20 protein-coding genes are annotated in these 26,089 nt (G+C 31.4%); 18 read left to right on the forward strand and 2 right to left on the reverse strand.

Features of this window, described 5'->3' with window-relative positions; genetic code table 11:
- Nucleotides 1-18 precede the first annotated feature (18 nt).
- The 11 genes from cimA (at nucleotide 19) to DR024_RS05575 (ending at nucleotide 14,246) form a co-directional block, all read left to right on the forward strand.
- Complete coding sequence (gene cimA / locus DR024_RS05525) at nucleotides 19-1,614, forward strand: citramalate synthase (RefSeq protein ID WP_027098888.1); 1,596 nt, start codon at nucleotides 19-21, stop codon at nucleotides 1,612-1,614.
- Between the two features lie 16 nt (nucleotides 1,615-1,630).
- Nucleotides 1,631-2,890, forward strand: coding sequence for a 3-isopropylmalate dehydratase large subunit (gene leuC, locus DR024_RS05530; protein ID WP_027098889.1), 1,260 nt, complete (start codon nucleotides 1,631-1,633; stop codon nucleotides 2,888-2,890).
- Nucleotides 2,891-2,903: 13 nt separating this feature from the next.
- The gene (gene leuD, locus DR024_RS05535; RefSeq protein ID WP_027098890.1) at nucleotides 2,904-3,389 is read left to right on the forward strand and encodes a 3-isopropylmalate dehydratase small subunit; all 486 of its coding nucleotides are present in this window, start codon (nucleotides 2,904-2,906) and stop codon (nucleotides 3,387-3,389) included.
- Between the two features lie 16 nt (nucleotides 3,390-3,405).
- The gene (leuB, locus tag DR024_RS05540; RefSeq protein WP_027098891.1) at nucleotides 3,406-4,488 is read left to right on the forward strand and encodes a 3-isopropylmalate dehydrogenase; all 1,083 of its coding nucleotides are present in this window, start codon (nucleotides 3,406-3,408) and stop codon (nucleotides 4,486-4,488) included.
- Between the two features lie 3 nt (nucleotides 4,489-4,491).
- Nucleotides 4,492-6,150, forward strand: a complete 1,659-nt coding sequence (gene ilvD, locus DR024_RS05545) for a dihydroxy-acid dehydratase (protein WP_027098892.1) — start codon at nucleotides 4,492-4,494, stop codon at nucleotides 6,148-6,150.
- A 27-nt stretch (nucleotides 6,151-6,177) separates the two neighbouring features.
- Complete coding sequence (ilvB, locus tag DR024_RS05550) at nucleotides 6,178-7,851, forward strand: biosynthetic-type acetolactate synthase large subunit (RefSeq protein WP_065254763.1); 1,674 nt, start codon at nucleotides 6,178-6,180, stop codon at nucleotides 7,849-7,851.
- Between the two features lie 19 nt (nucleotides 7,852-7,870).
- Complete coding sequence (gene ilvC / locus DR024_RS05555; protein WP_027098894.1) at nucleotides 7,871-8,872, forward strand: ketol-acid reductoisomerase; 1,002 nt, start codon at nucleotides 7,871-7,873, stop codon at nucleotides 8,870-8,872.
- Nucleotides 8,873-9,211: 339 nt separating this feature from the next.
- Nucleotides 9,212-9,691, forward strand: coding sequence for a MarR family winged helix-turn-helix transcriptional regulator (locus DR024_RS05560; RefSeq protein ID WP_027098895.1), 480 nt, complete (start codon nucleotides 9,212-9,214; stop codon nucleotides 9,689-9,691).
- A gap of 20 nt (nucleotides 9,692-9,711) precedes the next feature.
- Nucleotides 9,712-11,943 (forward strand): ABC transporter ATP-binding protein, encoded by a 2,232-nt coding sequence (locus DR024_RS05565; RefSeq protein ID WP_099328330.1) that lies wholly within the window; start codon nucleotides 9,712-9,714, stop codon nucleotides 11,941-11,943.
- Nucleotides 11,933-13,801, forward strand: coding sequence for an ABC transporter ATP-binding protein (locus DR024_RS05570; protein WP_055185068.1), 1,869 nt, complete (start codon nucleotides 11,933-11,935; stop codon nucleotides 13,799-13,801). Before DR024_RS05565 ends, DR024_RS05570 begins: the two co-directional genes overlap by 11 nt.
- Before the next feature lie 193 nt (nucleotides 13,802-13,994).
- Nucleotides 13,995-14,246: a GIY-YIG nuclease family protein gene (locus DR024_RS05575; protein ID WP_055185064.1), complete on the forward strand. Its 252-nt coding sequence runs from the start codon at nucleotides 13,995-13,997 to the stop codon at nucleotides 14,244-14,246.
- A gap of 51 nt (nucleotides 14,247-14,297) precedes the next feature.
- Here DR024_RS05575 and DR024_RS05580 read toward each other — a convergent pair whose 3' ends face one another.
- Complete coding sequence (locus tag DR024_RS05580; RefSeq protein WP_065254761.1) at nucleotides 14,298-14,849, reverse strand: spore coat protein; 552 nt, start codon at nucleotides 14,847-14,849, stop codon at nucleotides 14,298-14,300.
- A 600-nt stretch (nucleotides 14,850-15,449) separates the two neighbouring features.
- Between DR024_RS05580 and glmS the strand changes: the two genes are divergently transcribed.
- From glmS to DR024_RS05610, 7 genes are all read left to right on the forward strand, one after another.
- Complete coding sequence (glmS, locus tag DR024_RS05585) at nucleotides 15,450-17,276, forward strand: glutamine--fructose-6-phosphate transaminase (isomerizing) (protein WP_027098900.1); 1,827 nt, start codon at nucleotides 15,450-15,452, stop codon at nucleotides 17,274-17,276.
- 12 nt (nucleotides 17,277-17,288) lie between these two features.
- Nucleotides 17,289-17,456 carry a hypothetical protein gene (locus DR024_RS17655; protein ID WP_167539562.1) on the forward strand — a complete coding sequence of 56 codons (168 nt, stop codon included), beginning with the start codon at nucleotides 17,289-17,291 and terminating at the stop codon, nucleotides 17,454-17,456.
- A 407-nt stretch (nucleotides 17,457-17,863) separates the two neighbouring features.
- A complete protein-coding gene (locus tag DR024_RS05590) occupies nucleotides 17,864-18,556 on the forward strand; it encodes a PHP domain-containing protein (RefSeq protein WP_055185060.1) in 693 nt (230 codons plus the stop codon).
- A 35-nt stretch (nucleotides 18,557-18,591) separates the two neighbouring features.
- Nucleotides 18,592-19,257, forward strand: coding sequence for a response regulator transcription factor (locus tag DR024_RS05595; RefSeq protein ID WP_027098902.1), 666 nt, complete (start codon nucleotides 18,592-18,594; stop codon nucleotides 19,255-19,257).
- Nucleotides 19,254-20,267, forward strand: a complete 1,014-nt coding sequence (locus DR024_RS05600; protein ID WP_111918296.1) for a sensor histidine kinase — start codon at nucleotides 19,254-19,256, stop codon at nucleotides 20,265-20,267. The genes DR024_RS05595 and DR024_RS05600 overlap by 4 nt, the downstream gene beginning before the upstream one ends.
- Before the next feature lie 110 nt (nucleotides 20,268-20,377).
- Nucleotides 20,378-21,148: an ABC transporter ATP-binding protein gene (locus tag DR024_RS05605; RefSeq protein WP_027098904.1), complete on the forward strand. Its 771-nt coding sequence runs from the start codon at nucleotides 20,378-20,380 to the stop codon at nucleotides 21,146-21,148.
- Between the two features lies 1 nt (nucleotide 21,149).
- Nucleotides 21,150-23,153 carry an FtsX-like permease family protein gene (locus tag DR024_RS05610; protein ID WP_207654158.1) on the forward strand — a complete coding sequence of 668 codons (2,004 nt, stop codon included), beginning with the start codon at nucleotides 21,150-21,152 and terminating at the stop codon, nucleotides 23,151-23,153.
- Between the two features lie 53 nt (nucleotides 23,154-23,206).
- On the opposite strand, the gene DR024_RS05615 is transcribed toward DR024_RS05610, so the two are convergent.
- Nucleotides 23,207-25,855 carry a cation-translocating P-type ATPase gene (locus DR024_RS05615; RefSeq protein WP_055185052.1) on the reverse strand — a complete coding sequence of 883 codons (2,649 nt, stop codon included), beginning with the start codon at nucleotides 25,853-25,855 and terminating at the stop codon, nucleotides 23,207-23,209.
- Nucleotides 25,856-26,089 lie beyond the last annotated feature (234 nt).

The following is a 26,089-nucleotide window of genomic DNA, read 5'->3' on the forward strand; positions in this document are numbered from 1 at the left end:
ATAAAGGGGGCATTATATATGGGGCAGAGAAAGATTGATATATTTGATTCCACCTTGAGAGATGGGGCACAAGGTCAAGGAATATCTTTCTCTCTAGAGGATAAGTTAAAAATAGTTAGGGTACTAGATGATTTAGAAGTTACCTATATTGAGGCTGGAAATCCAGGATCTAACCCTAAAGATATGGAGTTTTTTAAGAGATTAAAGGGCGAAAGACTTAAGAATTCTAAAATAGTGGCTTTTGGTTCTACTAGAAGACCTAATACCGAAGTAGGTGAAGATAAAAATATAAAAAATTTATTGTTGGCTGAAACTTCAGTCGTTACTATATTCGGTAAGTCATGGGACTTCCAAGTGAAGGAAATATTAAAAACATCTCTAGATGAGAATTTAAATATGATTGGGGACACAATTAAATATCTGGTAAGTAAAAATAAAGAAGTGATATTTGATGCAGAACATTTTTTTGACGGATATAAGCAAAATAAAGAGTATGCAATTTCAACAGTAAAGATAGCTGCTGAAGCGGGGGCAAAATCAGTAGTTTTATGTGATACAAATGGGGGAACTTTACCAGACGAGATAAGAAATATTACTAAAGAGGTAGTAAATATAATAGGGGGCAACGTAGGTATACATTGTCATGATGATATGGGGATGGCGGTAGCTAATTCAATCGTGGCAGCACAAGTTGGGGCTAATCAAATTCAAGGAACTTTCATTGGTATAGGTGAAAGATGTGGTAATGCAAATCTAAGTACAATCATCCCAACATTAAAGTTGAAAATGGGTTATAGGGTTATTGATGATAATAACCTTTCTAAACTTACAACCGTTGCTAGATTCATAGCTGAAATTTCAAATATAACATTACAAGATGAAGCACCTTATGTAGGAGGATCAGCCTTTGCTCATAAGGGAGGAATGCATATAGATGCTGTTTGTAAGGCACCTAAGTCTTATGAACATATTAAACCAGAGTTAGTAGGAAATAAGAGAAGATTTTTGATATCTGAAGTTAGTGGTAAAAGTACTGTATATTCAGAAGTTCAAAAGATATTTCCTAATATATCTAAAGATAGTGAAGAAGTTAAGAAGATTACAAATAAATTGAAGGAATTAGAATATGAAGGATATCAATTTGAAGGTGCTGAGGGTACTGTAGAACTGGTAATGAGAAAAATTATAGGAAAATATAAACCGTTCTTTAAGTTGAATTACTTTAAAGTATTTTCAGAACAACCTTCTTGGGATAAAGAGTTTAGTTCTTCTGTAATGATAAATATAACAGTTGATGGGAAAGAAGAGATGAATGCAGCAATAGGTGATGGGCCTGTAAATGCATTAGACAAAGCTTTAAGAAAAGCATTAGATGTATTCTATCCACAATTACAAGATGTAAGGCTTGTTGACTATAAAGTAAGGGTTTTAGATTCTGAGAGTGCTACAGGCGCAAAAGTAAGAGTATTAATAGAGTCTACTGATGGGGTAGAAAATTGGAGTACAGTTGGGGTGTCAAGAGATGTAATTCAAGCAAGTTGGATAGCTCTAGTGGATTCTATTGAATATAAGCTTATAAAAGATATTGAAAGAAAAGCAAGAACATATTTTTAAGGGGGATGATTTACAAATGGGAATGACAATGACACAAAAAATATTAGCAGCACATGCAGGATTAGATAGTGTAAAGGCAGGACAATTAATTGAAGCTAAACTTGATTTAGTGTTAGGTAATGATATCACAACACCAGTTGCAGTAACAGAGTTTAAGAAATTTGGTGTTGATAAAGTATTTAGCAAGAGCCAAATAGCTATTGTTCCAGACCACTTTACTCCGAATAAGGATATAAAGGCTGCAGAACAAGTTAAATATATAAGAGAATTTGCTAAAGAAAAGGAAATTGAAAATTTCTTTGAGGTTGGTGAAATGGGGATAGAGCATTGTTTAATTCCTGAAAAAGGACTAGCTGTAGCAGGAGATGTAGTAATTGGTGCAGATTCTCACACTTGTACTTATGGTGCATTAGGAGCATTTTCAACAGGAATTGGTTCTACAGATATGGCAGCTGGAATGGCTACAGGACAATGTTGGTTTAAGGTTCCATCGGCGATTAAATTTGTGTTGAAGAATAAACCAGCTAAATGGGTAAGCGGTAAGGATATTATCTTACATATCATTGGAATGATAGGTGTAGATGGTGCTTTATATAAATCAATGGAATTTGTAGGAGATGGATTAGAATATCTTTCTATGGATGATAGATTTACAATGGCTAATATGGCTATTGAGGCAGGTGGAAAAAACGGAATTTTTCCTGTAGATGAAAAAACAGAAGAATATTTAAAAGAGCATGCTTCAAGGGAATGGAAAAAGTATGAAGCTGATAGTGATGCAGAATATGATGAGGTTTATGAAATTGATTTAAGTACTTTAAGACCAACAATTTCTTTCCCTCATTTACCAGATAACACAAGAACTATAGATAATGTGGGAGATGTAAATATAGATCAAGTAGTTATAGGGTCTTGTACAAATGGTAGAATGTCAGATTTAAGAGTAGCAAGAGACATAATGAAAGGTAAGAAAGTTAAGAAGGGAATAAGATGCATAGTGTTCCCGGGAACTCAAAAAATATATCTTCAAGCATTAGAAGAAGGAATTATAAAAGATTTAGTAGAAGCAGGAGCTGTAGTTTCAACTCCAACATGTGGTCCATGTTTAGGTGGTCATATGGGAATCCTAGCAGCTGGTGAAAGGGCTGTTTCAACAACTAATAGAAACTTTGTAGGAAGAATGGGTCATGTAGAATCAGAAGTTTATCTAGCAAGTCCAGCTGTGGCAGCTGCATCTGCAATAACAGGAAAGATTACAGATCCAGAGTTAGTATAAGGGGGAGTTTGAAATGAAAGTAACAGGAAAAGTTTTTAAGTATGGCGATAATGTAGATACAGATGTAATAATTCCAGCAAGATATTTAAATACTTCAGTGCATAAAGAACTTGCTGCACACTGTATGGAAGATATAGATAAAGAGTTTGTTAAGAATGTGGAAGATGGAGATTTTATTGTAGCAAATAAAAATTTTGGTTGTGGATCTTCACGAGAACATGCACCTATAGCTATAAAGGCAGCAGGGGTTAGCTGTGTAATAGCTTCAACTTTTGCAAGAATATTCTACAGAAATGCCATTAATATAGGATTACCTATTTTAGAATGTGATGAGGCTGTTAAGGCAATAGATAATGGAGATAAGCTAGAGGTTGACTTCTCTACAGGAGTAATTAAAAACCTAACTAAGAATGAAGAATATAAGGGAGAACCATTCCCAGAGTTTATGCAAAATATAATAGATAATGACGGATTAATTGGATATATAAGAAATAAATAAATTGGGGGTTAAAAAAATGAAATATCATATAGCAGTTATACCTGGAGATGGTATTGGACCGGAGGTAGTAGAATCAACTATTAAAGTTTTAAATGCAGTAGGAGAAAAATTTGGTCATAGATTTGATTATGAATATTTATTGGCAGGGGGATGTGCAATAGATAAAACAGGCAATCCTTTACCTCAAGAAACAATAGATGCATGTAAGAAAAGCGATGCTGTATTACTGGGGGCAGTAGGAGGGCCAAAGTGGGATAATCCAACAGCTAAAGTAAGGCCTGAACAAGCTTTGTTAGGTTTAAGAGGTGGGCTTGGACTTTATTGTAACTTAAGACCAGCATTGTTATATGCACCACTTAAAGATGCGTCACCATTAAAGGAAAGCATAATTGGTGATGGTATAGATGTACTTGTGGTAAGAGAATTAACTGGTGGAATTTACTTTGGAGATAGAGGACAAACTACTGTAGATGGAATTCCTGCAGCATATGATACTGAAAGATATAACGGAGAAGAGGTTAGAAGAATTGCTAAAATTGCTTTTGACTCAGCAATGAAGAGAAAGAAGAAGGTAACTTCAGTAGATAAAGCAAATATACTTGAAAGCTCAAGGTTATGGAGAAGAATTGTGGAAGATGTAGCTAAGGATTATCCGGAAGTAGAATTAAATCACTTATATATTGATAATGCAGCAATGCAAATGGTAAGAGATCCAAGACAATTTGATGTAATAGTTACTTCAAATATGTTTGGAGATATATTATCAGATGAAGCAAGTATGGTAACAGGATCTATTGGTATGCTTCCATCAGCATCATTAGGGAAAAATAGTTTTGGTATGTATGAACCTATACATGGAAGTGCACCTGATATTGCAGGTAAAGGAATTGCAAATCCTCTTGCTACAATACTTTCAGGAAGTATGATGCTTAAGCACACATTTAAACTAGACGATGAGGCTGCATTAATAGATAAGGCTGTTTTAAGAGTTTTAGAATCAGGATATAGAACAGGAGACATAATGAGTGAAGGTATGAAACTTGTTGGTACTGAAGAAATGACAAAGTTAGTTTTAAGTGAGATAGAAAAGGGGATGTAAAATATGAGAAGTGACGTTGTAAAAAAAGGTCCTCAAAGGGCTCCGCACAGGTCACTATTCAAAGCGGCAGGTCTTACTGAAGAAGAATTAGAGAGACCTCTAATAGGAGTAGTAACCTCACAAAATGATATTATTCCAGGGCATGTGCATTTAGATCAAATTGTTGAAGGTGTAAAAAAAGGAGTACTTATGTCAGGTGGAACTCCACTAGTATTTCCAACTATAGGAGTTTGCGATGGAATTGCTATGGGACATGAAGGAATGAAGTATTCTTTAGTAACTAGGGAGCTTATTGCAGACACAATTGAGTGTATGGTTAAAGCTCATGGATTCGATGCATTAGTGTTAATACCTAATTGTGATAAGATTGTTCCAGGTATGATGATGGCAGCGTTGAGATTAAATATTCCAGCTGTAATTGTTAGTGGAGGTCCAATGCTACCAGGAAAGTTTAAAGATACAGATGTTTCTTTAACAACTGTATTTGAAGCTGTAGGAGCATATGAAAATGGAACAATGCTTGAGGGAGATTTAAAGGAGCTAGAAGATAATGCATGTCCAACTTGCGGCTCGTGTTCAGGAATGTTCACAGCAAATTCAATGAATTGCTTGGCAGAAGTATTAGGATTAGCTTTGCCTGGAAATGGTACAATACCTGCTGTTTATTCAGAAAGAATTAGATTAGCAAAGCAAGCTGGTATGGCAGTAATGAATCTTTTAGAAAAAGATATAAAACCAAGAGATATAGTAACTGAAAAAGCTATTGAAAATGCATTAGCCTGCGATATGGCGCTTGGTTGTTCGTCAAACTCTGTATTGCATTTAACTGCTATAGCAAATGAAGCAAAATTACCAATAAATCTTGATATTATAAATGAGGTTTCTAGTAGAACACCTAATCTTTGTCACCTTGCACCAGCATCACAAACGCATATTATAGATCTTTATTATGCAGGGGGAATTGGAGCAGTTTTAAATGAATTATCTAAGAAAAATATTATTCATTTAAATTGCATTACTGCTACAGGTAAAACTCAAGGTGAAAATATAGAAGGTAAGAAGGTCAAAGATTATTCAATTGTTAGGCCAATAGAAGAGCCATATAGTGAAACAGGTGGTATTGCTATTTTAAGAGGAAACCTTGCTAAAGATGGGGCAGTTGTAAAAAGATCAGCAGTTGCAAAAGAGATGTTAAAACATAAAGGACCAGCAAGAGTGTATGACTCAGAAGAAGAGGCAATAGAAGCTATTATGGGAAAACAAATAAAAGTTGGAGATGTTATTGTTATTAGATACGAAGGACCAAAGGGTGGTCCAGGTATGAGAGAAATGCTATCACCAACATCAGCAATTGCTGGAATGGGACTAGATAAGGAAGTTGCTTTAATAACAGATGGTAGATTTAGTGGGGCAACTAAAGGAGCTTCAATAGGACATGTATCACCTGAAGCAGCTGAAAGTGGAGTAATAGCTTTAGTTGAAGAGGGGGATATTATATCAATTGATATAAATGCAGGAAAACTAGAACTAGAGGTTTCTGATGAGGAGTTAGAAGGAAGAAGAAAAAGATTAAAGCCAGTAGAACCAAAGGTTACTGAAGGATATTTAGCAAGATATGCTAAATTAGTAAGTTCTGCAAGTACTGGAGCTGTATTTAAATAAAAAAAATTATGGTAAGGAGGGGGAGGGATGATTTTAACAGGGTCAGATATAGTTGTTCAATCACTTATAGATGAGGGTGTAGATATTGTATTTGGTTATCCAGGTGGACAAGTTATTAATTTGTATGATTCGTTATATAAGTACCAAGATAAAATACGTCATATTTTAACTTGTCATGAGCAGGGGGCTGCTCATGCTGCAGATGGATATGCAAGAGCTACTGGAAAGGTGGGAGTATGTATTGCAACCTCTGGACCAGGTGCAACAAACTTAGTAACAGGTATAGCCACAGCTTATATGGATTCTATCCCTATGGTAGCGATAACTGGGAATGTTCCTATGAGTTTATTAGGTAAAGATAGTTTTCAAGAGGTGGATATAACAGGAATAACAATGCCTATTACTAAACACAATTATATAGTTAAGGATATAAATGATCTTCAAGAGGTTATAAAGAAAGCATTTTATATAGCTAAAGAGGGAAGGCCGGGACCTGTTTTAATTGATATTCCAAAGAATATTCAAGTAGAAAAAGTAGAATACAAAAAGTTAGAACCATTAGAAGTAGCAAGAAAAGAAAAATTAATTTATGAAGATAAAGTTAATGAAGCTATTGAATTAATTAATAATTCTAAGAAGCCATTTATATATGTAGGGGGAGGAGCTATTACTTCAGACGCTAGTGAAGAGGTTATTGAGCTAGCAGAAAAGATTAACTCGCCTATATGTAATTCTTTGATGGGTATTGGAGTTGTTCCTAAGGGACATCCGTTATTAACTGGAATGATAGGGATGCATGGCACAAAAGCTTCAAATATAAGCGCTACAAAGTGTGACTTATTTATTGCGCTAGGAGCAAGATTCTCTGATAGAGTAATATCTAATCCGGAAAATTTAAGCAATGCAAAAATTCTTCATATAGATGTAGACCCAGCTGAAATAAATAAAAATATAAAGGTTGATTTATCAGTAGTTGGTGACTTGAAGTTAGTGCTTCAAAGAATTTTACCACATATAGATGAAAAGAAGAATAAAGAGTGGTTAGAGCATGTTGAATATTTAAAAACATTAACTGCTTATAAGAAGGAAGAAGAGGAGAAGTTAACTCCACAGTATTTTTTTGAAATATTAAACAAGTTGAATCAAGGTAACTTAATTATATCTACAGAAGTAGGACAACATCAAATGTGGACAGCTCAATATTTTGATTTTAATGCTCCTAGAAGATTGATAACTTCTGGAGGTCTTGGAACTATGGGATTTGGGTTGGGTGCTTCAATTGGTGCACAACTTGGTAAACCAGATTGTAAAGTTATTAATATTGCTGGTGATGGTAGCTTCATGATGAATTGTAATGAGTTAGCAACAGCAGTTAAAAATAATTTGCCAATAGTTATAGTGATTATGAATAACAATGTTTTAGGTATGGTAAGACAGTGGCAAACATTATTCTTTGATGGAAGATATTCTAATACTACATTAGATAGAAAGACAGATTTAGTTAAGCTTGCAGAAGCTTTTGGAGCAGAAGGTTATAGAGTAACTAAAAAGGATGAGTTAGAGGGTATTTTAGAAAAAGCTTTGAAGTCAAAGGGACCTGTAGTTATAGATTACGTAATAGATAATGACAAAAAGGTATTTCCTATGGTTGCACCAGGTGCACCAATTAATCAAATAATAAGCGAGGAAGATATTCAATAAATATTAGGAGGAATAAAAAATGGTAAAAATGTATTATGAAAAAGACACAAACCTAGATTATTTAAAAGGAAAGAAGGTTGCAATAATTGGTTATGGTAGCCAAGGACATGCTCATGCATTAAACCTACATGATAGTGGAATAGATGTTATAGTTGGTTTATATGAAGGAAGTAAGTCTTGGAAGGTAGCAGAAAATGATGGATTACAAGTTGCTACAGTACCAGAGGCTGTTAAAGCGGCTGATATAGTAATGATGCTTATTCCAGATGAAAAACAAGCTGCTATATATAAAGAACAAGTTGCTCCATATTTAGAAGCAGGAAATGCTTTAGCATTTGCTCATGGATTTAATATAAACTTTGGTCAAATAGTTGCACCTAAAGATGTTGATGTATTTATGGTTGCTCCAAAGGGACCAGGACATATGGTTAGAAGAACATATACAGAAGGGTCAGGAGTACCATGTTTAGTAGCTGTACATCAAGATCCAAGTGGAAATGCTAAGGATATTGCTTTAGCATATTCAAATGCTATTGGTGGTGCTAGATCAGGAGTACTTGAAACTACATTTAAAGATGAAACTGAAACAGATTTATTTGGTGAACAAGCAGTTCTTTGTGGAGGTGTAACAGCCTTAATCAAAGCTGGATTTGAAACTCTAGTAGAAGCTGGATATGCTCCAGAAAATGCTTATTTTGAATGTATGCATGAAATGAAATTAATAGTAGATTTAATGTATCAAGGTGGTATGGCAACAATGAGATATTCTATCTCTGATACTGCTGAATATGGTGATTACATGATAGGTAATAGAATAATCACTGAAGATACTAAGAAAGAAATGAAGAAAGTTCTTACTGAGATTCAAGATGGAACTTTCGCAAGAAACTGGCTAATGGAAAACCAAGTTGGAAGACCAAACTTCAATGCTAAGAGAAGAATGGAAGCAGAACATCCAATAGAAAAGGTTGGCTCTGAATTAAGAGAAATGATGACTTGGATTAATAAGAAGCTGGATTAATAATTACTTTAAAAAACGCTAAAATCCCACTAATATCCACTGAATTGTGTAACAGCAACTCTCCCCAGGATATTAGTGGGATTATTTATATTAACATTTTTTAGACTATATCAATTTTGGTTGATATAGTCTTTTAATATTTAACGAAAAAGTTAATAATGTAAATACTTGTGCTTTTTGGTTATTAATTAAGTAATATAATAGATGATATTGTTTACAAAGATTAGTCGGCTAATAATTATTTTATGAAGAATTTATTAAATAGCGCACAAAATATTGAATGATAAAATATTATGCATTATTATAATAGTTAGTCGACTAATTAAAGGAGGGCTAATTATGAACAAAAACATAGATGATGAAGAATCTTTGAGATATGTTTTTTCTCAGGTTATGCGACTGCATTTTATAAGAACTCATTCATTACTTGAAGAAACTGGTTTGTATCCAGGACAGCCGCCATTATTATTTTCTTTAAATAAGAAGAATGGTCAGAGTCAGAGAGAATTATCAGAAAATCTTAATGTTAAAGCATCTACAATGGCTGTGATGATTAAGAGAATGGAGAAGACTGGTTTAATAAAAAGAGAGCAGGATGAGAAAGATCAAAGGATTTCAAGAATTTTTATTACAGATGCAGGAAAAGAAATTTGTTCAAAATTAAAAACTGTACATGAGCAAATAGAGGAAGAGGCTTTTAGAAACTTTACAGTTGAAGAGAAGTTACTACTTCGAAGATTAATGATGCAGTTAAGAGAAAATTTAGAGGAAGCTTGCGGAAAAGATAAAAATATAAGTTTTTGTAATCATCATAAGTAGACAGAGAAAGGAGAAAGGATATGCTAAAGCTTTTAAAGTATTTAAAGAAATCAATTGTACCAATTTTAGTAATAGTTCTATTCTTAATAGGGCAAGCAGTATGTGATTTATCCTTACCAGATTATACTTCTAAGGTAGTTAATGTTGGTATACAACAAGGAGGAGTTGAAAATCCTGTTCCAGATGTAATAAGAGCTACTGAAATGGATAAGCTTATGCTTTTTATGAATGAAAGTGATAAGAATACAGTGTTAAGCAATTATAATCATTTAGATAAGGCATCTCTTTCAGATAAAGATTTAACAGGGGATGAGCCTATATATGAACTCAATACAAAAGATAAAAAAACTATAGAAGAGTTAAGTAATATTTTTGGCAAACCTATGTTAATAGTAGAGGGGTTTGAAAGTGATAGTAAAGAAACTAAAAAGATGAAGGAACAAATGATGGCTAATCTACCACCTCAAATGATTCAAAATGGTGACGTAGATGTGTTCCAAGTATTTTCATTAATGCCAGAAGAAGAATTATCAGAAATGAGAAAAACTATTGATGAAAAGTTTAGTGATATGCCAGATAGCATAATAACACAAAGTGCTATTTCTTATGTAAAAGGAGAATATAAAAACTTAGGAATTGACACAGATAAGCTTCAAACAAATTATATGTTTTTAGCTGGAGCTAAGATGTTAGGAATTGCATTATTAAGTGCATTAGCAACTATAGTTGTTGGGTTCCTAGGGGCTAGAGTAGCAGCTACTCTAGGTAAAAATTTAAGAAGTAAAGTCTTTAATAAGGTAATGTCATTTTCTAATACAGAGATGGATAAATTCTCTACAGCATCATTAATTACACGTAGCACAAACGATATTCAACAGGTTCAGATGCTAATGGTAATGATGTTAAGAGTAGTTATTTATTCACCTATTATAGCAATAGGAGGAATAATAAAGGTAACTAAGACTAATACATCAATGACTTGGATTATAGCAGTAGCAGTAATAGCAATACTTTCATTAGTAATGATTTTATTTATTGTTGTAATGCCTAAGTTCAAGGTTGTTCAAAAATTAGTGGATAGAGTTAACTTAGTAACACGTGAAATATTAACTGGTATACCTGTTATACGTGCATTTAGTACTCAAAAGTATGAAGAAAAGAGATTTGATAAAGCAAACTTAGACTTAACAAAGACAAATATATTTGTAAATAGAGTAATGGCTTGTATGATGCCAGCTATGATGCTTGTTATGAATGGAATTAGCGTTCTTATAATGTGGAATGGTGCACATGGAGTAGATTCAGGAGCAATGCAAGTTGGGGATATGATGGCATTTATTCAATATACAATGCAAATAATAATGTCATTCTTAATGATATCTGCAATATCAATAATGCTTCCAAGAGCAGCTGTTTGTGTGCAACGTGTTGATGAAGTAATATCTACAGATTTAATAATAGAAGATAAAGAACAAACAGAAAACTTTAAAGAAGATAAAAAGGGATATATTGAATTTAATAATGTATCGTTTAAGTATCCTAATGCTGAAGAAGATGTTCTAAGCGATATATCATTTGTTGCAAAACCAGGAGAGACAACAGCTTTTATTGGTAGCACAGGTAGTGGTAAATCAACACTGATTAACTTAATACCACGTTTTTATGATGTGACAGAAGGTAGTATTAAGGTTGATGGTGTAGACGTTAGAAATGTATCTCAACATGACTTAAGAGAGAAGATAGGATATGTTCCTCAAAAGGGTATATTATTCTCTGGAACAATAGATTCAAATTTAAGATATGGGAGAGAAGAAGCTACTGATGTAGAGATTGTAAGGGCTGCTGAAATAGCACAGGCAATGGAGTTTATTTCTTCAAAACCTGAAAGATTTGAAACTGAAATTTCTCAAGGTGGTACAAATGTATCTGGTGGACAAAAACAAAGACTTTCTATTGCAAGAGCAATAGCTAAGAATCCAGAAATTTATATATTTGATGATAGTTTTTCTGCTTTAGATTTTAAGACTGATTCAGCATTACGTAAGGCACTTAAGCAAGAAACAAGTGATAGTACAGTGTTAATAGTTGCGCAAAGAATAAGTACTATTTTACATGCAGATCAAATTATTGTTTTAGATGAAGGAAAAGTAGTTGGAAAAGGAACTCATAATGAGCTTCTAAAGAACTGTGAAGTTTATAAGCAAATAGCTTTATCACAACTTTCAAAGGAGGAGCTAGAAAATGAGCAATAATAAAAGTGGCGGAATGAAAAGAGGATTTGGTGGACACGGTCCTATGGCAGGAATGCGTGGCGGAGAAAAGGCAAAAGACTTTAAGGGCACAATGAAAAAGCTTTTAAAATATATTGCAGACTTTAAAGTTGCTTTAATTGGTATTGTGATTTTTGCATTTGGAAGTGCTGCGTTCTCAATAGTTGGACCTAAGATTTCAGGTGAAGCAACTACAGAAATATTTAATGGATTAGTGGAAAAGGTAACCGGAGTAGAAGGTGGAGGAATAAACTTTGATAGAGTAGGTCAAATACTTTTATTCCTAATAGGATTATATGTTATTAGTGCTATATTCTCATTTATTCAAGGGATAATAATGAGTGGAATAACACAAAAAATATGTTATAACCTTAGAAAAGATTTATCAGAAAAGATAAATAGAATGCCAATGAAGTACTTTGATACGAAGACTCATGGAGAGGTTTTATCAAGATTTACAAATGATATAGATACCCTAGGGCAAAGCTTAAATCAAAGTATGAATCAGCTTATTACTTCTGTAACAATGATAATTGGTGCATTAATAATGATGTTATCAATAAGTTGGCAAATGACTCTTGTTGCTTTACTAATGTTACCATTATCAATGGGACTAATAATGGGTATAGTTAAAAAGTCACAAAAATACTTTAAAGATCAACAAAAGTATTTAGGAAATGTTAATGGTCAAGTTGAAGAATTATATGGTGGCCATACTATAGTTAAGGCTTTTAATGGTGAAGAAAAAGCTGTAAAAGAATTTGATGAGTTAAATAATCAATTATATGGATCAGCTTGGAAATCACAATTCTTATCAGGAATTATGCAACCTATGATGATGTTTATTGGTAATTTAGGATATGTTGCAGTTGCTATACTTGGAGGCTTCTTAACTATTAAGAAAACTATTGAAGTTGGTGATATACAATCATTTATTATGTATATAAGAAACTTTACTCAGCCTATAACACAAGTAGCTCAAGTTACTAACCTTTTACAATCTACAGCAGCTGCTGCTGAAAGAGTATTTGAATTCTTAGATGAGGAAGAGGAAGACCAAACAGTTGATAATCCAGTTCGTATAGAAGGTTTAGAGGGTAGAGTGGACTTTAATAATGTTCATTTTGGATACAATTCAAATAAGACAATTATTAATGACTTTACAGCTCATGTAAAGCCGGGGCAAAAGGTTGCAATTGTTGGACCAACTGGTGCTGGTAAAACTACTATGGTTAAACTTCTTATGAGATTCTACGATGTAAATAGTGGTGAGATTTTAATAGATGGTCATAATATAAAAGACTTTAATAGAAGTGAATTAAGAGAAATGTTTGGTATGGTACTTCAAGATACTTGGTTATTTAATGGAAGTATCAAGGAAAACATTAGATATGGTAGATTAGATGCAACTGATGAAGAGGTGATTGAAGCAGCTAAGGCGGCTCATGTTCATCATTTTGTTAAGACATTACCTGATGGATACAACATGGAACTTAATGAAGAAGCAAGCAATGTATCTCAAGGGCAAAAGCAATTACTAACAATTGCAAGGGCGATACTTGCTGACCCTAAGATCTTAATACTTGATGAAGCTACAAGTTCAGTTGATACAAGAACAGAGGTATTAATTCAAAAGGCTATGGATAACTTGATGGAAGGAAGAACTAGCTTTGTTATAGCTCATAGATTATCGACAATACGTGATGCTGATTTGATTTTAGTTATGAATCAAGGGGATATAGTTGAGCAAGGAAACCATGAAGAGCTATTAGCTAAGGGTGGATTCTATTCTAAATTATATAATTCACAATTTGAAAAAGAAGAGGGAACAGCAGTATAGCATTATAAAGAACTCTTTAAGAAACTAATATTATTAAGATAAGATTTCAGAATTAAATATAATTTCAAAGAGCAAGGTGTGAAATAAACGTCTTGCTCTTTTTTAGTGAAAATACTTGGAGAATAAACGGGTTCTTTAAATTTTTCTTATTTTCTTTTATACTTGATTTATAAGTTTTAGATAGGGTGAGTTTATGAATTATGTTTATATATTAAAATGTGGCGATGATTCTTTATATACAGGTTGGACTAATAATTTGGAAAAAAGGTTTAAGGACCATTGTAGTGGAAGGGGAGCTAAGTATACTAAGGGAAGAGGTCCCTTAGAATTAGTTTATTATGAAGAATTTGAAGATAAAAGTGGAGCTATGAAAAGAGAGTATGAAATAAAGCGACTAACTAGAAAGCAAAAAGAAGAGTTGATTTTTCAGAAAGTAAATTTATAAGTTATTAGTTATATAATAAGTGAAGCTCAAGGTTTTAACCTTGAGCTTTTGCTATTGTTGAGAAACTTCATTAAAGAATGAAGCAGTAGCATCTATTAAAGGTTGAGGGGCAGGAGATAATGGATAGAATCCCTTTTTAACCATCCACTCCCAAACTTCATAAGCGTGATTACATGCCATTGTAAAAGCATCTTTTAAAAATTCTCTTAAAGTAGGATTACCGGCCTCCATGGCACTCCAAGCATACTCTCTGCCTGCTCTTTTTAAAGTTAAAAGATATGCTGTAGCCATCTCTCTATCATTAAATTGTTGAATGCTAGTGTTAGGTGTTACCGGAACCGGTGGTATAGGGGAAGTTGTAAAATCTACTAGTGTTTTATTTAATGGTGGAACATTTAGTTTTTCAGAGGGACCATTTGCTTCTTTAACAAATTTAACCTTCATATTATAGTCTTGAACATGAGCTGCGAATTGACTTTCAAAAATAGCCTTTAATTCAGGATCCATAGCTTTTTCCTTAAACATAGCCATATTTGTAATTGTGTTTACACAGCTCATCATTAATTCGCTTAAATTATGTAATTCTCCAGGTGTAAGTTGCATATAAATACCTCCTAAATAAAATTATTAACAGTATTAGGATTAGTAAAAGAATTGGGAAATATACAAAAGAATAAATGAATAATAATACAATATAAATGAATAATTATTCTTAAATAAACCTGGTGGCAAATACGATGGAAACTAGTTATATAGTTAAATAGAGGTCTAGACATCTATAAAAATAACTAAAAGAAATTAAATTGTCACAAAAATAAATGCAATTTTATACAATATTACTATAGACAAACTTTAAAAATATGATAAAATTTCAATAGGGTGTAAAATATTAATGAATGGAAGTGATTTTATAGATAATAAGATAATTAAAGATAAATAAAAGCGCCAGAACTATATTTTATATAGTTGACGAGGTTGGGGAGTATCGAAACTTTTCGGCGGGTGCCCCACGGTATCGCACTACCGTAAACAACTGGCAAAACTATGGAGCAATTCGTAGCACAAATCCAGTTTGGTGTTAAAGCCTTCAAGGTTATGGCTTTTGAGTCCTAGGATTATTATACCCTTTTATGATTTTGCTAGGAGAAGTCTTAACAGAAGATGACAATTAAATATAGGATACAAAAGGAAGGAAGAAAAAATATGTGCGGAATAGTTGGATATGTAGGAAATAAAGGAGCAAAATCTTTCTTAATAGATGGATTATCAAAACTTGAGTATAGAGGGTATGATTCAGCAGGTATTGCAGTTTTAGATGGGACAAGTATATCTCTTGCTAAGCAGAAGGGAAGACTTTCAAATCTAGAAGGAGCTTTAAAAAGTAAAAGTTCAGAAGGTACTATAGGAATTGGTCATACTAGATGGGCTACTCATGGAGAACCATCAGATAGAAACTCTCATCCACATAAAAGCTCAAAAGGAGATATAGCAGTAGTTCATAATGGAATTATTGAAAATTACCTTGAACTTAGAAAGTGGTTAATATCAGAAGGGTATGAATTCTTTTCTGAAACTGATACTGAGGTGGTTCCAAATTTAATTCACTATTATTATGAAGGAAATCTTTTTGAGGCTGTTGTAAAAGCTACTAAGAAGCTGGAAGGAAGTTACGCTTTAGGAGTGGTTTGTGGAGATGAACAAGACAAGCTAATAGCAGTAAGAAAAGATAGTCCACTAATTGTAGGATTAGGAAATGGAGAAAATTTTATTGCTTCAGATATTCCAGCAGTAATTAAGTATACAAGAGATGTATATCTTTTAGATGATAATGAATTTGTAGTTATGGATAGAAACGGAGTTTCTATTTTAAGTGCAAATGGAGAAAGAATAGATAAGAACATTTATAAAGTAACATGGAGTGAGGATGCTGCTGAAAAGGGTGGATATGATTCATTCATGTTAAAAGAAATTCATGAACAACCCAAAGCTATTAAGGACACTATATCTTCTAGAGTATCAATAGAGAATGGTGTCTTTTTTGATGACTTTAAATTATCTAAACAGGATTTGGATAATGTAGATAGAGTGTTTATAGTAGCCTGTGGTACTGCATATCATGCAGGATTAATGGGAAAAACATTAATTGAAAGAATGGCAAAGATTCCTGTTGAAGTAGATATAGCATCTGAATTCAGATATAGAAATCCACTTGTAACAGAGAAATCTTTAGTGATTATAGTAAGTCAGTCAGGAGAAACTGCAGATACATTAGCTGCATTAAGAGACTGTAATAGGATAGGGGCAAGGACTTTAGCAATAACAAATGTAGTAGGAAGTACAATTTCGAGAGAAGCAAATGATGTAATTTATACAATGGCAGGACCAGAAATAGCAGTTGCATCTACTAAGGCATATACAACACAAGTTGTAGTTATGCATTTATTAGCTCTATACTTTGGAAAGATAAAAGGAATTTTAGAAGAAACAAAGGAAAAAGAAATTGTAAGGGCTTTATTAATATTACCAGATAGAATTGAAAAACTTTTAGAGGAAAAAGAGAATATAGAAGATATAGCTAGATTGTTAGCTAAAGAAGAAGATTTGTTCTTCTTAGGAAGAGGTATGGACTATGCATTAGCTTTAGAAGGATCTCTAAAACTAAAAGAGATATCTTATATTCATTGTGAGGCTTATGCAGGTGGGGAATTAAAGCATGGAACAATAGCTTTAATTGAACCAGGTACAAAAGTAATAGGATTATTTACTCAAGGTGATCTTAAGGACAAGATGGTAAGTAATATGGTTGAAGTAAAAGCAAGAGGTGCTAATATAATTGGGTTAGGATACCATGGAGAAGAACTTGATAAATCGGTATTTGATTATGAAATTAGGATTCCCCAAATATCAGATATAGTAGCTCCAGTTTTGGCTGTAGTAGCGTTGCAATTATTAGCTTACTATACAGCAAAGGAAAAAGGTTGTGATATTGATAAGCCAAGAAATTTAGCCAAGTCAGTAACAGTTGAGTAGGAGGATAGTATTATGAGAGAAGAATTAAATAAATTAATAAGTGAATACAATGAAACTAAAAGATGCTTAGAGATGGGAATAGAATGGTTGCCAGAAAATGATTTTGCTAAAGCAAAGTTAGATATGCTTAATGTTATAATTGGGGATTTAGAAAAGTTATCTAAAAAAGAAATGAACTAATCAAAAGTTATCTTGTGAATAACTAATAAATTTGGTGGATAATTTACAAAGAGCTGTGAATAAAAAGTAATTTTGTTTAGGAGAAGGTGAGGATCACTTTCTCCTTTTAATTTTAAGAATTAGGAATATATATTCTTTTAAAAGAAAAATAATATTAATAATTTATCTTTTAAAAATATTATTATTTATTTTAATTTGTTTTTTAAGTAAAGACTAGTTAAGCAACAAGCGATTGTTATTGTAACAGAAAAAATTGCAACTAATGTTTTCATCTTAAAGTTCCTTAATAAATATTCTATATTTTATCTTATGATAGAAAAATTAATGTTGATAAAATAAATTTCTATTAGAAGTTAAATATTTAGTTCATAGAATAATAATATAACTTTAATTCAATGAGGAGTAATATGTATACTAAGGGAGACTTTCACATACATTCAACTGAGTCAGATGGGGAGCTTAAGCCAGGAGAAATTATTTTATTAGCTAAGGAAAGAAAAATTGATATAATTGCTTTAACAGATCATAATACTGTATCAGGAGATAAACAAGCAATAAGGGTTGGAAAGATTCATGGAGTAAAAGTTATTCCAGGTATTGAATTGTCAACGAGATACAAAGGAAATAGAGTTCATATACTTGGATATTTTAAAGATAATAGATATGAAGGTGAAGAGTTTAAAAAGATGCTTAACTCTATGAAAAAAGGGAAATTTAAAGAGTGCCAGATATATCATAAAGGAAAATTAAGTTTCAAATCAGAGGGAGGGAAGATAAGTACCTCTGCTGGAGTAGAATTTTTACATCATTATGGAGCTTTTGTTGTTTTAGCACATCCAACCTTATTAAAAAGAGAAGCTTTTAATGAATTAATTAATTTGAATTTTGATGGTATTGAAGCTAAATATTATAGGAATAAAGAAAATGAAACTGAATATTTTATTAGCATGGCTAAAGAAAAAGGAATTATATATACAGCAGGATCCGATTTTCACTCTTTAAGAAAAGTGGATTTAAAGCATGGGACCTTAGGACAAATTTTTTTGGAAGAGGATGAAATAAAAGTTTTTTTAGATAAACTATATGAGAAGGGTGTATAATCTTTCTCTATACATATAAAAGGAGAGCAAGAAGAATGCAAAAGATTATTATTGTTGAGGATACAGAGAAGATTAGAAATGAGTTGAAAGAGTTCTTAAGTAAATACGGCTATGATGTTAAAGTGCCCAAAGATTTTAAAAATATAATTAATTACATTTTTGAGGAAAATCCAGATTTAATATTGTTAGATATTAATCTACCTGTTTTTGATGGATATTATATTTGTAGAGAGATTAGAAGTAAGTCAGATGTACCTATTATTATTGTAACAAGTAGAGATAGTGAGATGGATGAGTTGATGAGTATGAACCTAGGTGCGGATGATTTTATAACTAAGCCATATAATACTCAAATCTTATTAGCTAGGATAAGTTCTATATTAAGAAGAGTTAATAGTTCATCATCTCAATTATTAATGCATAATGGACTTAATCTAAATTTATCTAGTGGGAGTATATCTTACAACAATAATATATCAGAGCTTACCAAGAATGAACTGAAAATATTAAACTATTTAATATTAAATAAGGAAAAGATAGTATCAAGAGATGAACTAATGGAGTATTTATGGTCTTCAGAAGCATATGTAGATGATAATACTCTTTCGGTAAATGTAACTAGGCTAAGAAAGAAGTTAGAGGAAATAGGGTTGAAGAATGTTATAGAAACTAGGAGAGGATTAGGTTATATATTAATATGAGTTTGAAAGCATATCTAAGAGATAAAGGAATGTTTTTAATAGTAAACTTATTTCTTCTATTAACTTTTTCGGCATTTTTATTATTTTTAAATATAAAGAGTGAATATGTAATTATAGTAATTTTAGCCTGGAGTATGCCAATTACATCACTTTTAATAATTGAATATTGGAAAAGGAGAGAATACTATACTTCAACAATAGAGCTTTTAAATGATTTAGATAAAAAGTTTTTATTATCAGAGCTAATACATAAACCAGACTTTATTGATGGAGAAATTTTATATGAAATTTTATTTGATACCAATAGAGATATGCATGAATTTTTAAAAGAATATGAAAGAAAGCAAATAGAGTATAGAGAGTATATTGAGACATGGGTTCATGAAGTGAAAACACCTTTAGCATCTAGTAAACTAATAATAGATAATAATAGAAATGAAATAACAAATAGTATAAAAGAAGAAATTAGTAAAGTAGAAGAGTATGTGGATCAAGTATTATATTACTCTAGGAGCAAGGATACCAGTAAAGATTATATAATCAAAGAGTTTTCATTAGGAGATTTAGTTAGAAAGATAATAGGAAAAAACTACAAAGATTTTATTAATAAAAATATTAAGCTAGAGTTAAGTGAAGTTAATGAAAATGTATTTAGTGATACTAAGTGGTGTGAATTTATAATAAATCAAATATTAATTAATTCTATAAAATACTGTGATAAAAATGATCCTAGGATAGAGATAAAATCTATTTCAAAAGATACAAAAGTGATTTTATCGATAAAAGATAATGGTGTAGGAATTTCAGAAAAAGATATAAAAAGAATATTTGATAAAGGATTTACAGGAGAAAATGGAAGAGTCTATGGTAAATCTACAGGTATGGGTCTGTATATATGTAAAAGTCTTTGTGAAAAGCTATCTATAGGGATAGAAGTGACATCAGAAAAGGATAAATGGACCAATGTAGATATAATATTTCCGTTGAATAAGAAGGAGCTATTTAAGTAGCTTCTTTTTCTTATCTTTCAAAAATGAAAGGTAAGAGTAATGTTAATCAATACTACAAAAGATAAAATAATTATAAAATATGCTTAAAGATGATAGATGGAGGAACTAAAATGAAAGAGATTTTACAAGTTAAAGATATAGAAAAATATTATGGAAATAAAGGAAATGTTACAAAAGCTATTAATAACATTAGTTTTAATGTAGAAGAGGGTGAATTTGTTGGAATAATGGGACCCTCAGGAAGTGGTAAAACTACATTGCTAAATTGTATTTCTACTGTTGATAATATAACAACAGGAAATATTAAAATAAATGGTAAGGAAATAACTAAGTTAAAGTCTAAAAGTATAGAAAAGTTTAGAAGAGAAGAATTAGGTTTTATATTTCAAGATTTTAATCTTTTAGATACTTTAACTGCTTTTGAGAATATTGCATTAGCATTAACTATTCAAGAGGGGAAAAAAGCTAAAAATATAAGAGATAGAGTTTTAGAAGTTGCTAGAAAGTTAGATATTGAAGAGGTTTTAAGTAAGTTTCCATATGAAATGTCGGGTGGACAAAAGCAAAGAGTTGCAGCAGCTAGAGCTATAATTACTAATCCATCTTTAATATTAGCTGACGAACCTACTGGAGCTTTGGATTCTAAAGCGTCAAGATTATTATTAGATTCCTTTGAAAAGTTAAATGAGGAAATGAATGCTACAATACTTATGGTTACACATGATGCTTTTACGGCAAGCTATGCCCATAGAATTCTATTTATAAAAGATGGAAGAGTATTTAATGAACTAATTAGAGGAAATGATTCTAGAAAAGAGTTTTTTAATAGGATTATTGAGGTTGTAACCTTACTTGGAGGTGACACAAATAATGTATTCTAAAATGTCAGTTAGAAATGTCAAAAGAAGTTTTAAGGATTATGCAATATATTTCTTAACGTTAACTTTTGCTGTATGTATATTTTATTCTTTTAATTCTATATCATCACAAAAGGCAATGATGGATGTTACAAACAGTAAAGCTGAAATAATACAAATGCTTTCTAAAATAATTTCTATGACATCAGTGTTTGTGTCAATTATATTAGGATTTTTAATAATATATGCAAATAATTTTTTAATAAAAAGAAGAAAGAAAGAAATAGGGTTATATATGACCTTAGGTATGGGGAAAAGAAAGATATCCTATCTATTAATAAAAGAAACCTTTTTAATTGGACTCTTATCACTTGGGTTAGGTCTTATGGCAGGTGTAGTGGTATCTCAAGGATTATCTTTATTTACATCAAAACTATTTGAAGTGAATGTATCAAAGTTCAATTTTGTATTTTCTACTAACGCAGCTATAAAAACATCCTTATATTTTGGGCTGATATTTATACTTGTTATGATATTTAATACTTTGGTAATTTCTAAATATAAGTTAATAGATTTATTAAGAGCAGGAAGAAAAAATGAAAGCATAAAAATAAAGAGTACAAAAGTATCTTTTTTATTATTTCTATTATCAATAATTTTAATAGGAGTAGCCTATTTTATAATTTTAAAATTTGGATTTGATAATGGAATTAGCTATGTTCAAATTTCTGTTATCTTAGGCATAGTAGGGACAGTGTTATTGTTTTTATCTTTATCTGGTTTCTTAATTAATGCATTAGAAAAAAGTGAAAAATTTTATCTGAAGAATTTAAATATGTTTGTTCTAAGGCAGATAAATAGTAAGGTTAATACTACATATATTTCTATGTCAGTTATTTCTTTAATGTTATTTTTAACAATTACTCTCTTATCTACAGGGGTAAGTTTTAAGAATTCCTTACAAACAACTTTAAAAAATAACACTCCCTATGATGTGACTTTCTATTCATTTTCAACAGGGGATGAGGAAATTGCGAATATATCAAAATCTTTAGATAAAATAGGACTTGATTATAATAATGCTTTTAGAGAATATTTTTCATATAACTTGTATACAAGTAACGAAGGAATTAAGAAGTATATATATAACTATGGAAATGATAAAGTTAAAAAGAATTTGGATTCTTATGATAAGAATTTAGATTGTATTGCAATATCAGATTATAATAAGTTAAGAGCAATGGCTGGAGAAAGTACATTTAATCCACAAAAAGATGAAGTTATTCTAATATCAAATGTGAATGATTATGATAAGGCTGTGAATAAGTTTATAGAAAATAATAAAACAATGAGAATTGGTAACAACGATTATAGGATTATAAATAAAAAAGCTTTGAAAGATAATTTAGAAACAAGTGCATTAGCCACGAAGTTTATGGTAGCTGTATTACCTGATGAAGTAGTAAAGGATATGGAGATAAGTACTACTTATTTAAGTGGTAATTATAAGGAGAAGTCTGAGAAGATAGAGAATGAAATATATGATGTATTTACAGGATTTACAACAAGAAAATATGGCTATGATGAATATGGATTTATTTTAGGGGAAACTAGAGATATGGCTTATGATGCAAGCGTTGGAATGTCAGTTACAGTAATGTATATAGGTATATATCTAGGAGTAATATTTTTAATATCAAGTGCAGCAATATTAGCACTTCAACAATTATCAGAAGCAAGTGATAATATAGAAAGATATGAAGTGTTAAAGAAGATAGGAACATCAAGTAATAATATTAATAAAGCAGTGTTTTCACAAGTATTTATATATTTTATGATGCCTCTCACGATTGCTATAATTCACTCTATAGTAGGAATTATAATAGCTAGTAAAGTAATATCTATGTTTGGGGCGTCAAGTATTTTAGTATCAGCTATAATTACTGCAATAATAATTATAGTGGTTTATGGTGGATACTTCTTGACTACATATGTTGGATATAAGAATATAATTAAGGTAAGAAGATAAAGAGGTAAGAATGGAAAAAGTAGCTGTTGAATTAATCAACAGCTACTTTTGTATTAAATACTTAAATTTTTTTCTGCATTTTTTTCTTCTGCTCTATCACTATCTTTAGCAAATACCTTGTACACTTGAATTACAAGTGTTGGGAAGAAAGCTAATAAGTATATGGCTAAAACCAATGAACTACTTAAGCTAGCAACTTGGAATAAGTTTTGTAGTGGTGGTATAAATAGTACTGCATTTAAGAATACTAATCCAGTTCCAAATGCATACCAGCTAAATTTGTTAGAGAATACTCCAAGACTAAATACAGATTTCTTACCTCTACAGTTAAATCCATGGAATAATCTAGCTAGACATAAAGTAGAGAATGCCATTGTGCTTGCGATTTCTTTGTTTCCAGTAGATAAACCAATGTGGAAAGCAATTATAGTAAATATTGCAATTAATAAACCTTCAAATGCTATTTCTATCATAAAGTCTTTTGTTAAGATAGATTCTTTACTATCTCTAGGCTTATCTTTTAGTAAATCTTTACTTGATTTCTCCATTCCTATTGCAATAGCAGGAAGTGAGTCAGTTAATAGATTTATAAATAATAGATGAACTGGAGCAAAAGGTACTGATAAATTCATGATTGAAGCATATAAAACAGCTATTATACCGGACATATTACCAGATAGTAAGAACTTAATAGAGTTCTTTATGTTTCTATAAACATTTCTACCATTGGTAATAGACTTAACTATTGTAGCAAAATTGTCATCAGTAAGGATCATTGAAGCAGCATCTTTAGAAACTTCAGTTCCTGTTATCCCCATTGCAATACCAATATCAGCTTGTTTTAAAGCAGGAGCATCATTAACACCATCACCTGTCATAGCAACAATTTTTCCTTTGTTTTGCCATGCGTCTACTATACGAATTTTGTTTTCGGGTGAAACTCTAGCATAAACAGATATATGAGAAAGTTTTTTGTTTAATTCCTCATCAGACATTTTATCAAGCTCAAGGCCTGTTACAGCCATATCACCTTCTTGAAGAATACCAATTTGTTTAGCAATAGCAGAAGCAGTGATTTTGTGGTCACCAGTTATCATAATAGGTTTGATACCTGCCATGATACAATCCTTAACAGCTTCAGCAGACTCAACTCTTGGAGGATCTATCATTGAAATTAATCCTAAGAAAGTATAGTTGTTTTCATCATCTAAACTCAATTCTTTTTCAGAATCTAATTCCTTATAAGCAAAAGAAAGAACTCTAAGGCCATTTTCTGATAAGTATTGGTTTGTATTTAAAATTCTATCTTTATCAGCTTGAGTTATTTCTTTAACACCTTCAGAAGTTCTTATATGAGTAGTTCTATCAAGAAGAACATCTAATGCACCTTTTGTATACATAACATATTTATTATCTATGTAGTGCAATGTACTCATTAGTTTTCTATCTGAATCAAAAGGAATTTCTTTTAATCTCTTAAATTCATCTCTTACATCCTGCTCGTTTAATGAATGAACATGTCCTAAGTTAACAAGAGCAACTTCAGTAGGATCACCTATTTCTTTTCCATCTACAGAAGTAGAGTCATTACAAAGAATTGCAGCTCTCATTAAATCTTTTTGAACTAGGTTATCATTGAACTTTATATCTTCTGATTCAATTAAACTATTATCGACAAAAATCTGTTTTGTAGTCATTTTATTTTGAGTTAATGTACCTGTCTTATCTGAACAGATGATAGATACACAACCAAGTCCTTCTACAGATTTAATATTTTTAATAATTGCATTTTCTTTAGCCATTTTTTGAGTACCTAAAGCTAGTACAATTGTTACAATAGAACTTAAGGCTTCAGGAATAGCAGCAACAGCAAGGGCAACAGCAAACATTAATGCATCTAATATTTCGGTTTGTCTATATACGCTTAAACCAAATACAATAATACAAATTATTAAGATGATTGTAGCAAGCTTTTTACTGAAATCATCTAAAGTTATTTGAAGGGGAGTCTTCTTTTCTTTAGTTTGCTCCATTAAAGTAGCTATTTTTCCAAGTTCGGTTGTCATACCTGTATTTGTTACTACAATAAGAGCACGTCCATAAGTAACTAGTGAACTTGAGAATACCATATTCTTTTGATCACCAAGTGCAACTTCTTCGCTATCAATTACCTCTTCAAATTTATTAACACTTTCAGATTCGCCAGTAAGTGCACTTTCATTTACTTGTAATGAGAAGCTTTCAATTATTCTACCATCTGCAACAACTAGGTCTCCAGCTTCTAATACAACTATGTCTCCAGGAACAACTTCCCTTGAAGGTATCTCTACCTTTACACCATTTCTTATAACCTTAGCATTAGGTGAAGAAAGTGCTTTTAAGCTATTAAGAGATTGCTCTGCCTTTACATTTTGTACTGTACCTAAAATAGCATTCATAATAATAACAGCAAAAATTACAAGGGTGCTTTCAACATCTCCTGTAGCCATAGAGATAAGGGCAGCTACTATTAATATTCCTACTAAAAGATCTTTAAATTGCTCTAAGAAAACAACTAATACACTCTTTTTCTTTTTTTCTGTTAATTCATTAAATCCATTTTCCTCTTTTGATTTATTTACTTGTTCAGTAGATAAACCTTCTTTAGTCACATTAAAGTGGTTTAAAACATCCTTGGATGATTTTGAAAAAAACTTGTCCATAATATCTTCTCTCCTTTTTTGAGTAATAAAAAAAGACCCCTAATATAATTTACGCATTGCGAAAATTATATTAAAAGTCTGGTAACCTTGATTATTAGGCATATAACACCAGGTTTAAATAACCGCGATTGTTGATGCTATATTTTAAACTACTCCCTCTTAATAAAAGAAATTTATATTTAATTATATTTTTATGATAAATTGTAAATGTAAAAAAGTCAAGAATCTAAATTG

The organism is Clostridium paraputrificum, from assembly GCF_900447045.1.
Taxonomy (GTDB): domain Bacteria; phylum Bacillota; class Clostridia; order Clostridiales; family Clostridiaceae; genus Clostridium; species Clostridium paraputrificum.

Excerpts from the sequence above, each read along its gene's own strand:
- cimA (WP_027098888.1), top strand. The coding sequence starts at position 19 with ATGGGGCAGAGAAAGATTGATATATTTGATTCCACCTTGAGAGATGGG.
- leuC (WP_027098889.1), top strand. The coding sequence starts at position 1,631 with ATGGGAATGACAATGACACAAAAAATATTAGCAGCACATGCAGGATTA.
- leuD (WP_027098890.1), top strand. The coding sequence starts at position 2,904 with ATGAAAGTAACAGGAAAAGTTTTTAAGTATGGCGATAATGTAGATACA.
- leuB (WP_027098891.1), top strand. The coding sequence starts at position 3,406 with ATGAAATATCATATAGCAGTTATACCTGGAGATGGTATTGGACCGGAG.
- ilvD (WP_027098892.1), top strand. The coding sequence starts at position 4,492 with ATGAGAAGTGACGTTGTAAAAAAAGGTCCTCAAAGGGCTCCGCACAGG.
- ilvB (WP_065254763.1), top strand. The coding sequence starts at position 6,178 with ATGATTTTAACAGGGTCAGATATAGTTGTTCAATCACTTATAGATGAG.
- ilvC (WP_027098894.1), top strand. The coding sequence starts at position 7,871 with ATGGTAAAAATGTATTATGAAAAAGACACAAACCTAGATTATTTAAAA.
- DR024_RS05560 (WP_027098895.1), top strand. The coding sequence starts at position 9,212 with ATGAACAAAAACATAGATGATGAAGAATCTTTGAGATATGTTTTTTCT.
- DR024_RS05565 (WP_099328330.1), top strand. The coding sequence starts at position 9,712 with ATGCTAAAGCTTTTAAAGTATTTAAAGAAATCAATTGTACCAATTTTA.
- DR024_RS05570 (WP_055185068.1), top strand. The coding sequence starts at position 11,933 with ATGAGCAATAATAAAAGTGGCGGAATGAAAAGAGGATTTGGTGGACAC.
- DR024_RS05575 (WP_055185064.1), top strand. The coding sequence starts at position 13,995 with ATGAATTATGTTTATATATTAAAATGTGGCGATGATTCTTTATATACA.
- DR024_RS05580 (WP_065254761.1), bottom strand. The coding sequence starts at position 14,849 with ATGCAACTTACACCTGGAGAATTACATAATTTAAGCGAATTAATGATG.
- glmS (WP_027098900.1), top strand. The coding sequence starts at position 15,450 with ATGTGCGGAATAGTTGGATATGTAGGAAATAAAGGAGCAAAATCTTTC.
- DR024_RS17655 (WP_167539562.1), top strand. The coding sequence starts at position 17,289 with ATGAGAGAAGAATTAAATAAATTAATAAGTGAATACAATGAAACTAAA.
- DR024_RS05590 (WP_055185060.1), top strand. The coding sequence starts at position 17,864 with ATGTATACTAAGGGAGACTTTCACATACATTCAACTGAGTCAGATGGG.
- DR024_RS05595 (WP_027098902.1), top strand. The coding sequence starts at position 18,592 with ATGCAAAAGATTATTATTGTTGAGGATACAGAGAAGATTAGAAATGAG.
- DR024_RS05600 (WP_111918296.1), top strand. The coding sequence starts at position 19,254 with ATGAGTTTGAAAGCATATCTAAGAGATAAAGGAATGTTTTTAATAGTA.
- DR024_RS05605 (WP_027098904.1), top strand. The coding sequence starts at position 20,378 with ATGAAAGAGATTTTACAAGTTAAAGATATAGAAAAATATTATGGAAAT.
- DR024_RS05610 (WP_207654158.1), top strand. The coding sequence starts at position 21,150 with ATGTCAGTTAGAAATGTCAAAAGAAGTTTTAAGGATTATGCAATATAT.
- DR024_RS05615 (WP_055185052.1), bottom strand. The coding sequence starts at position 25,855 with ATGGACAAGTTTTTTTCAAAATCATCCAAGGATGTTTTAAACCACTTT.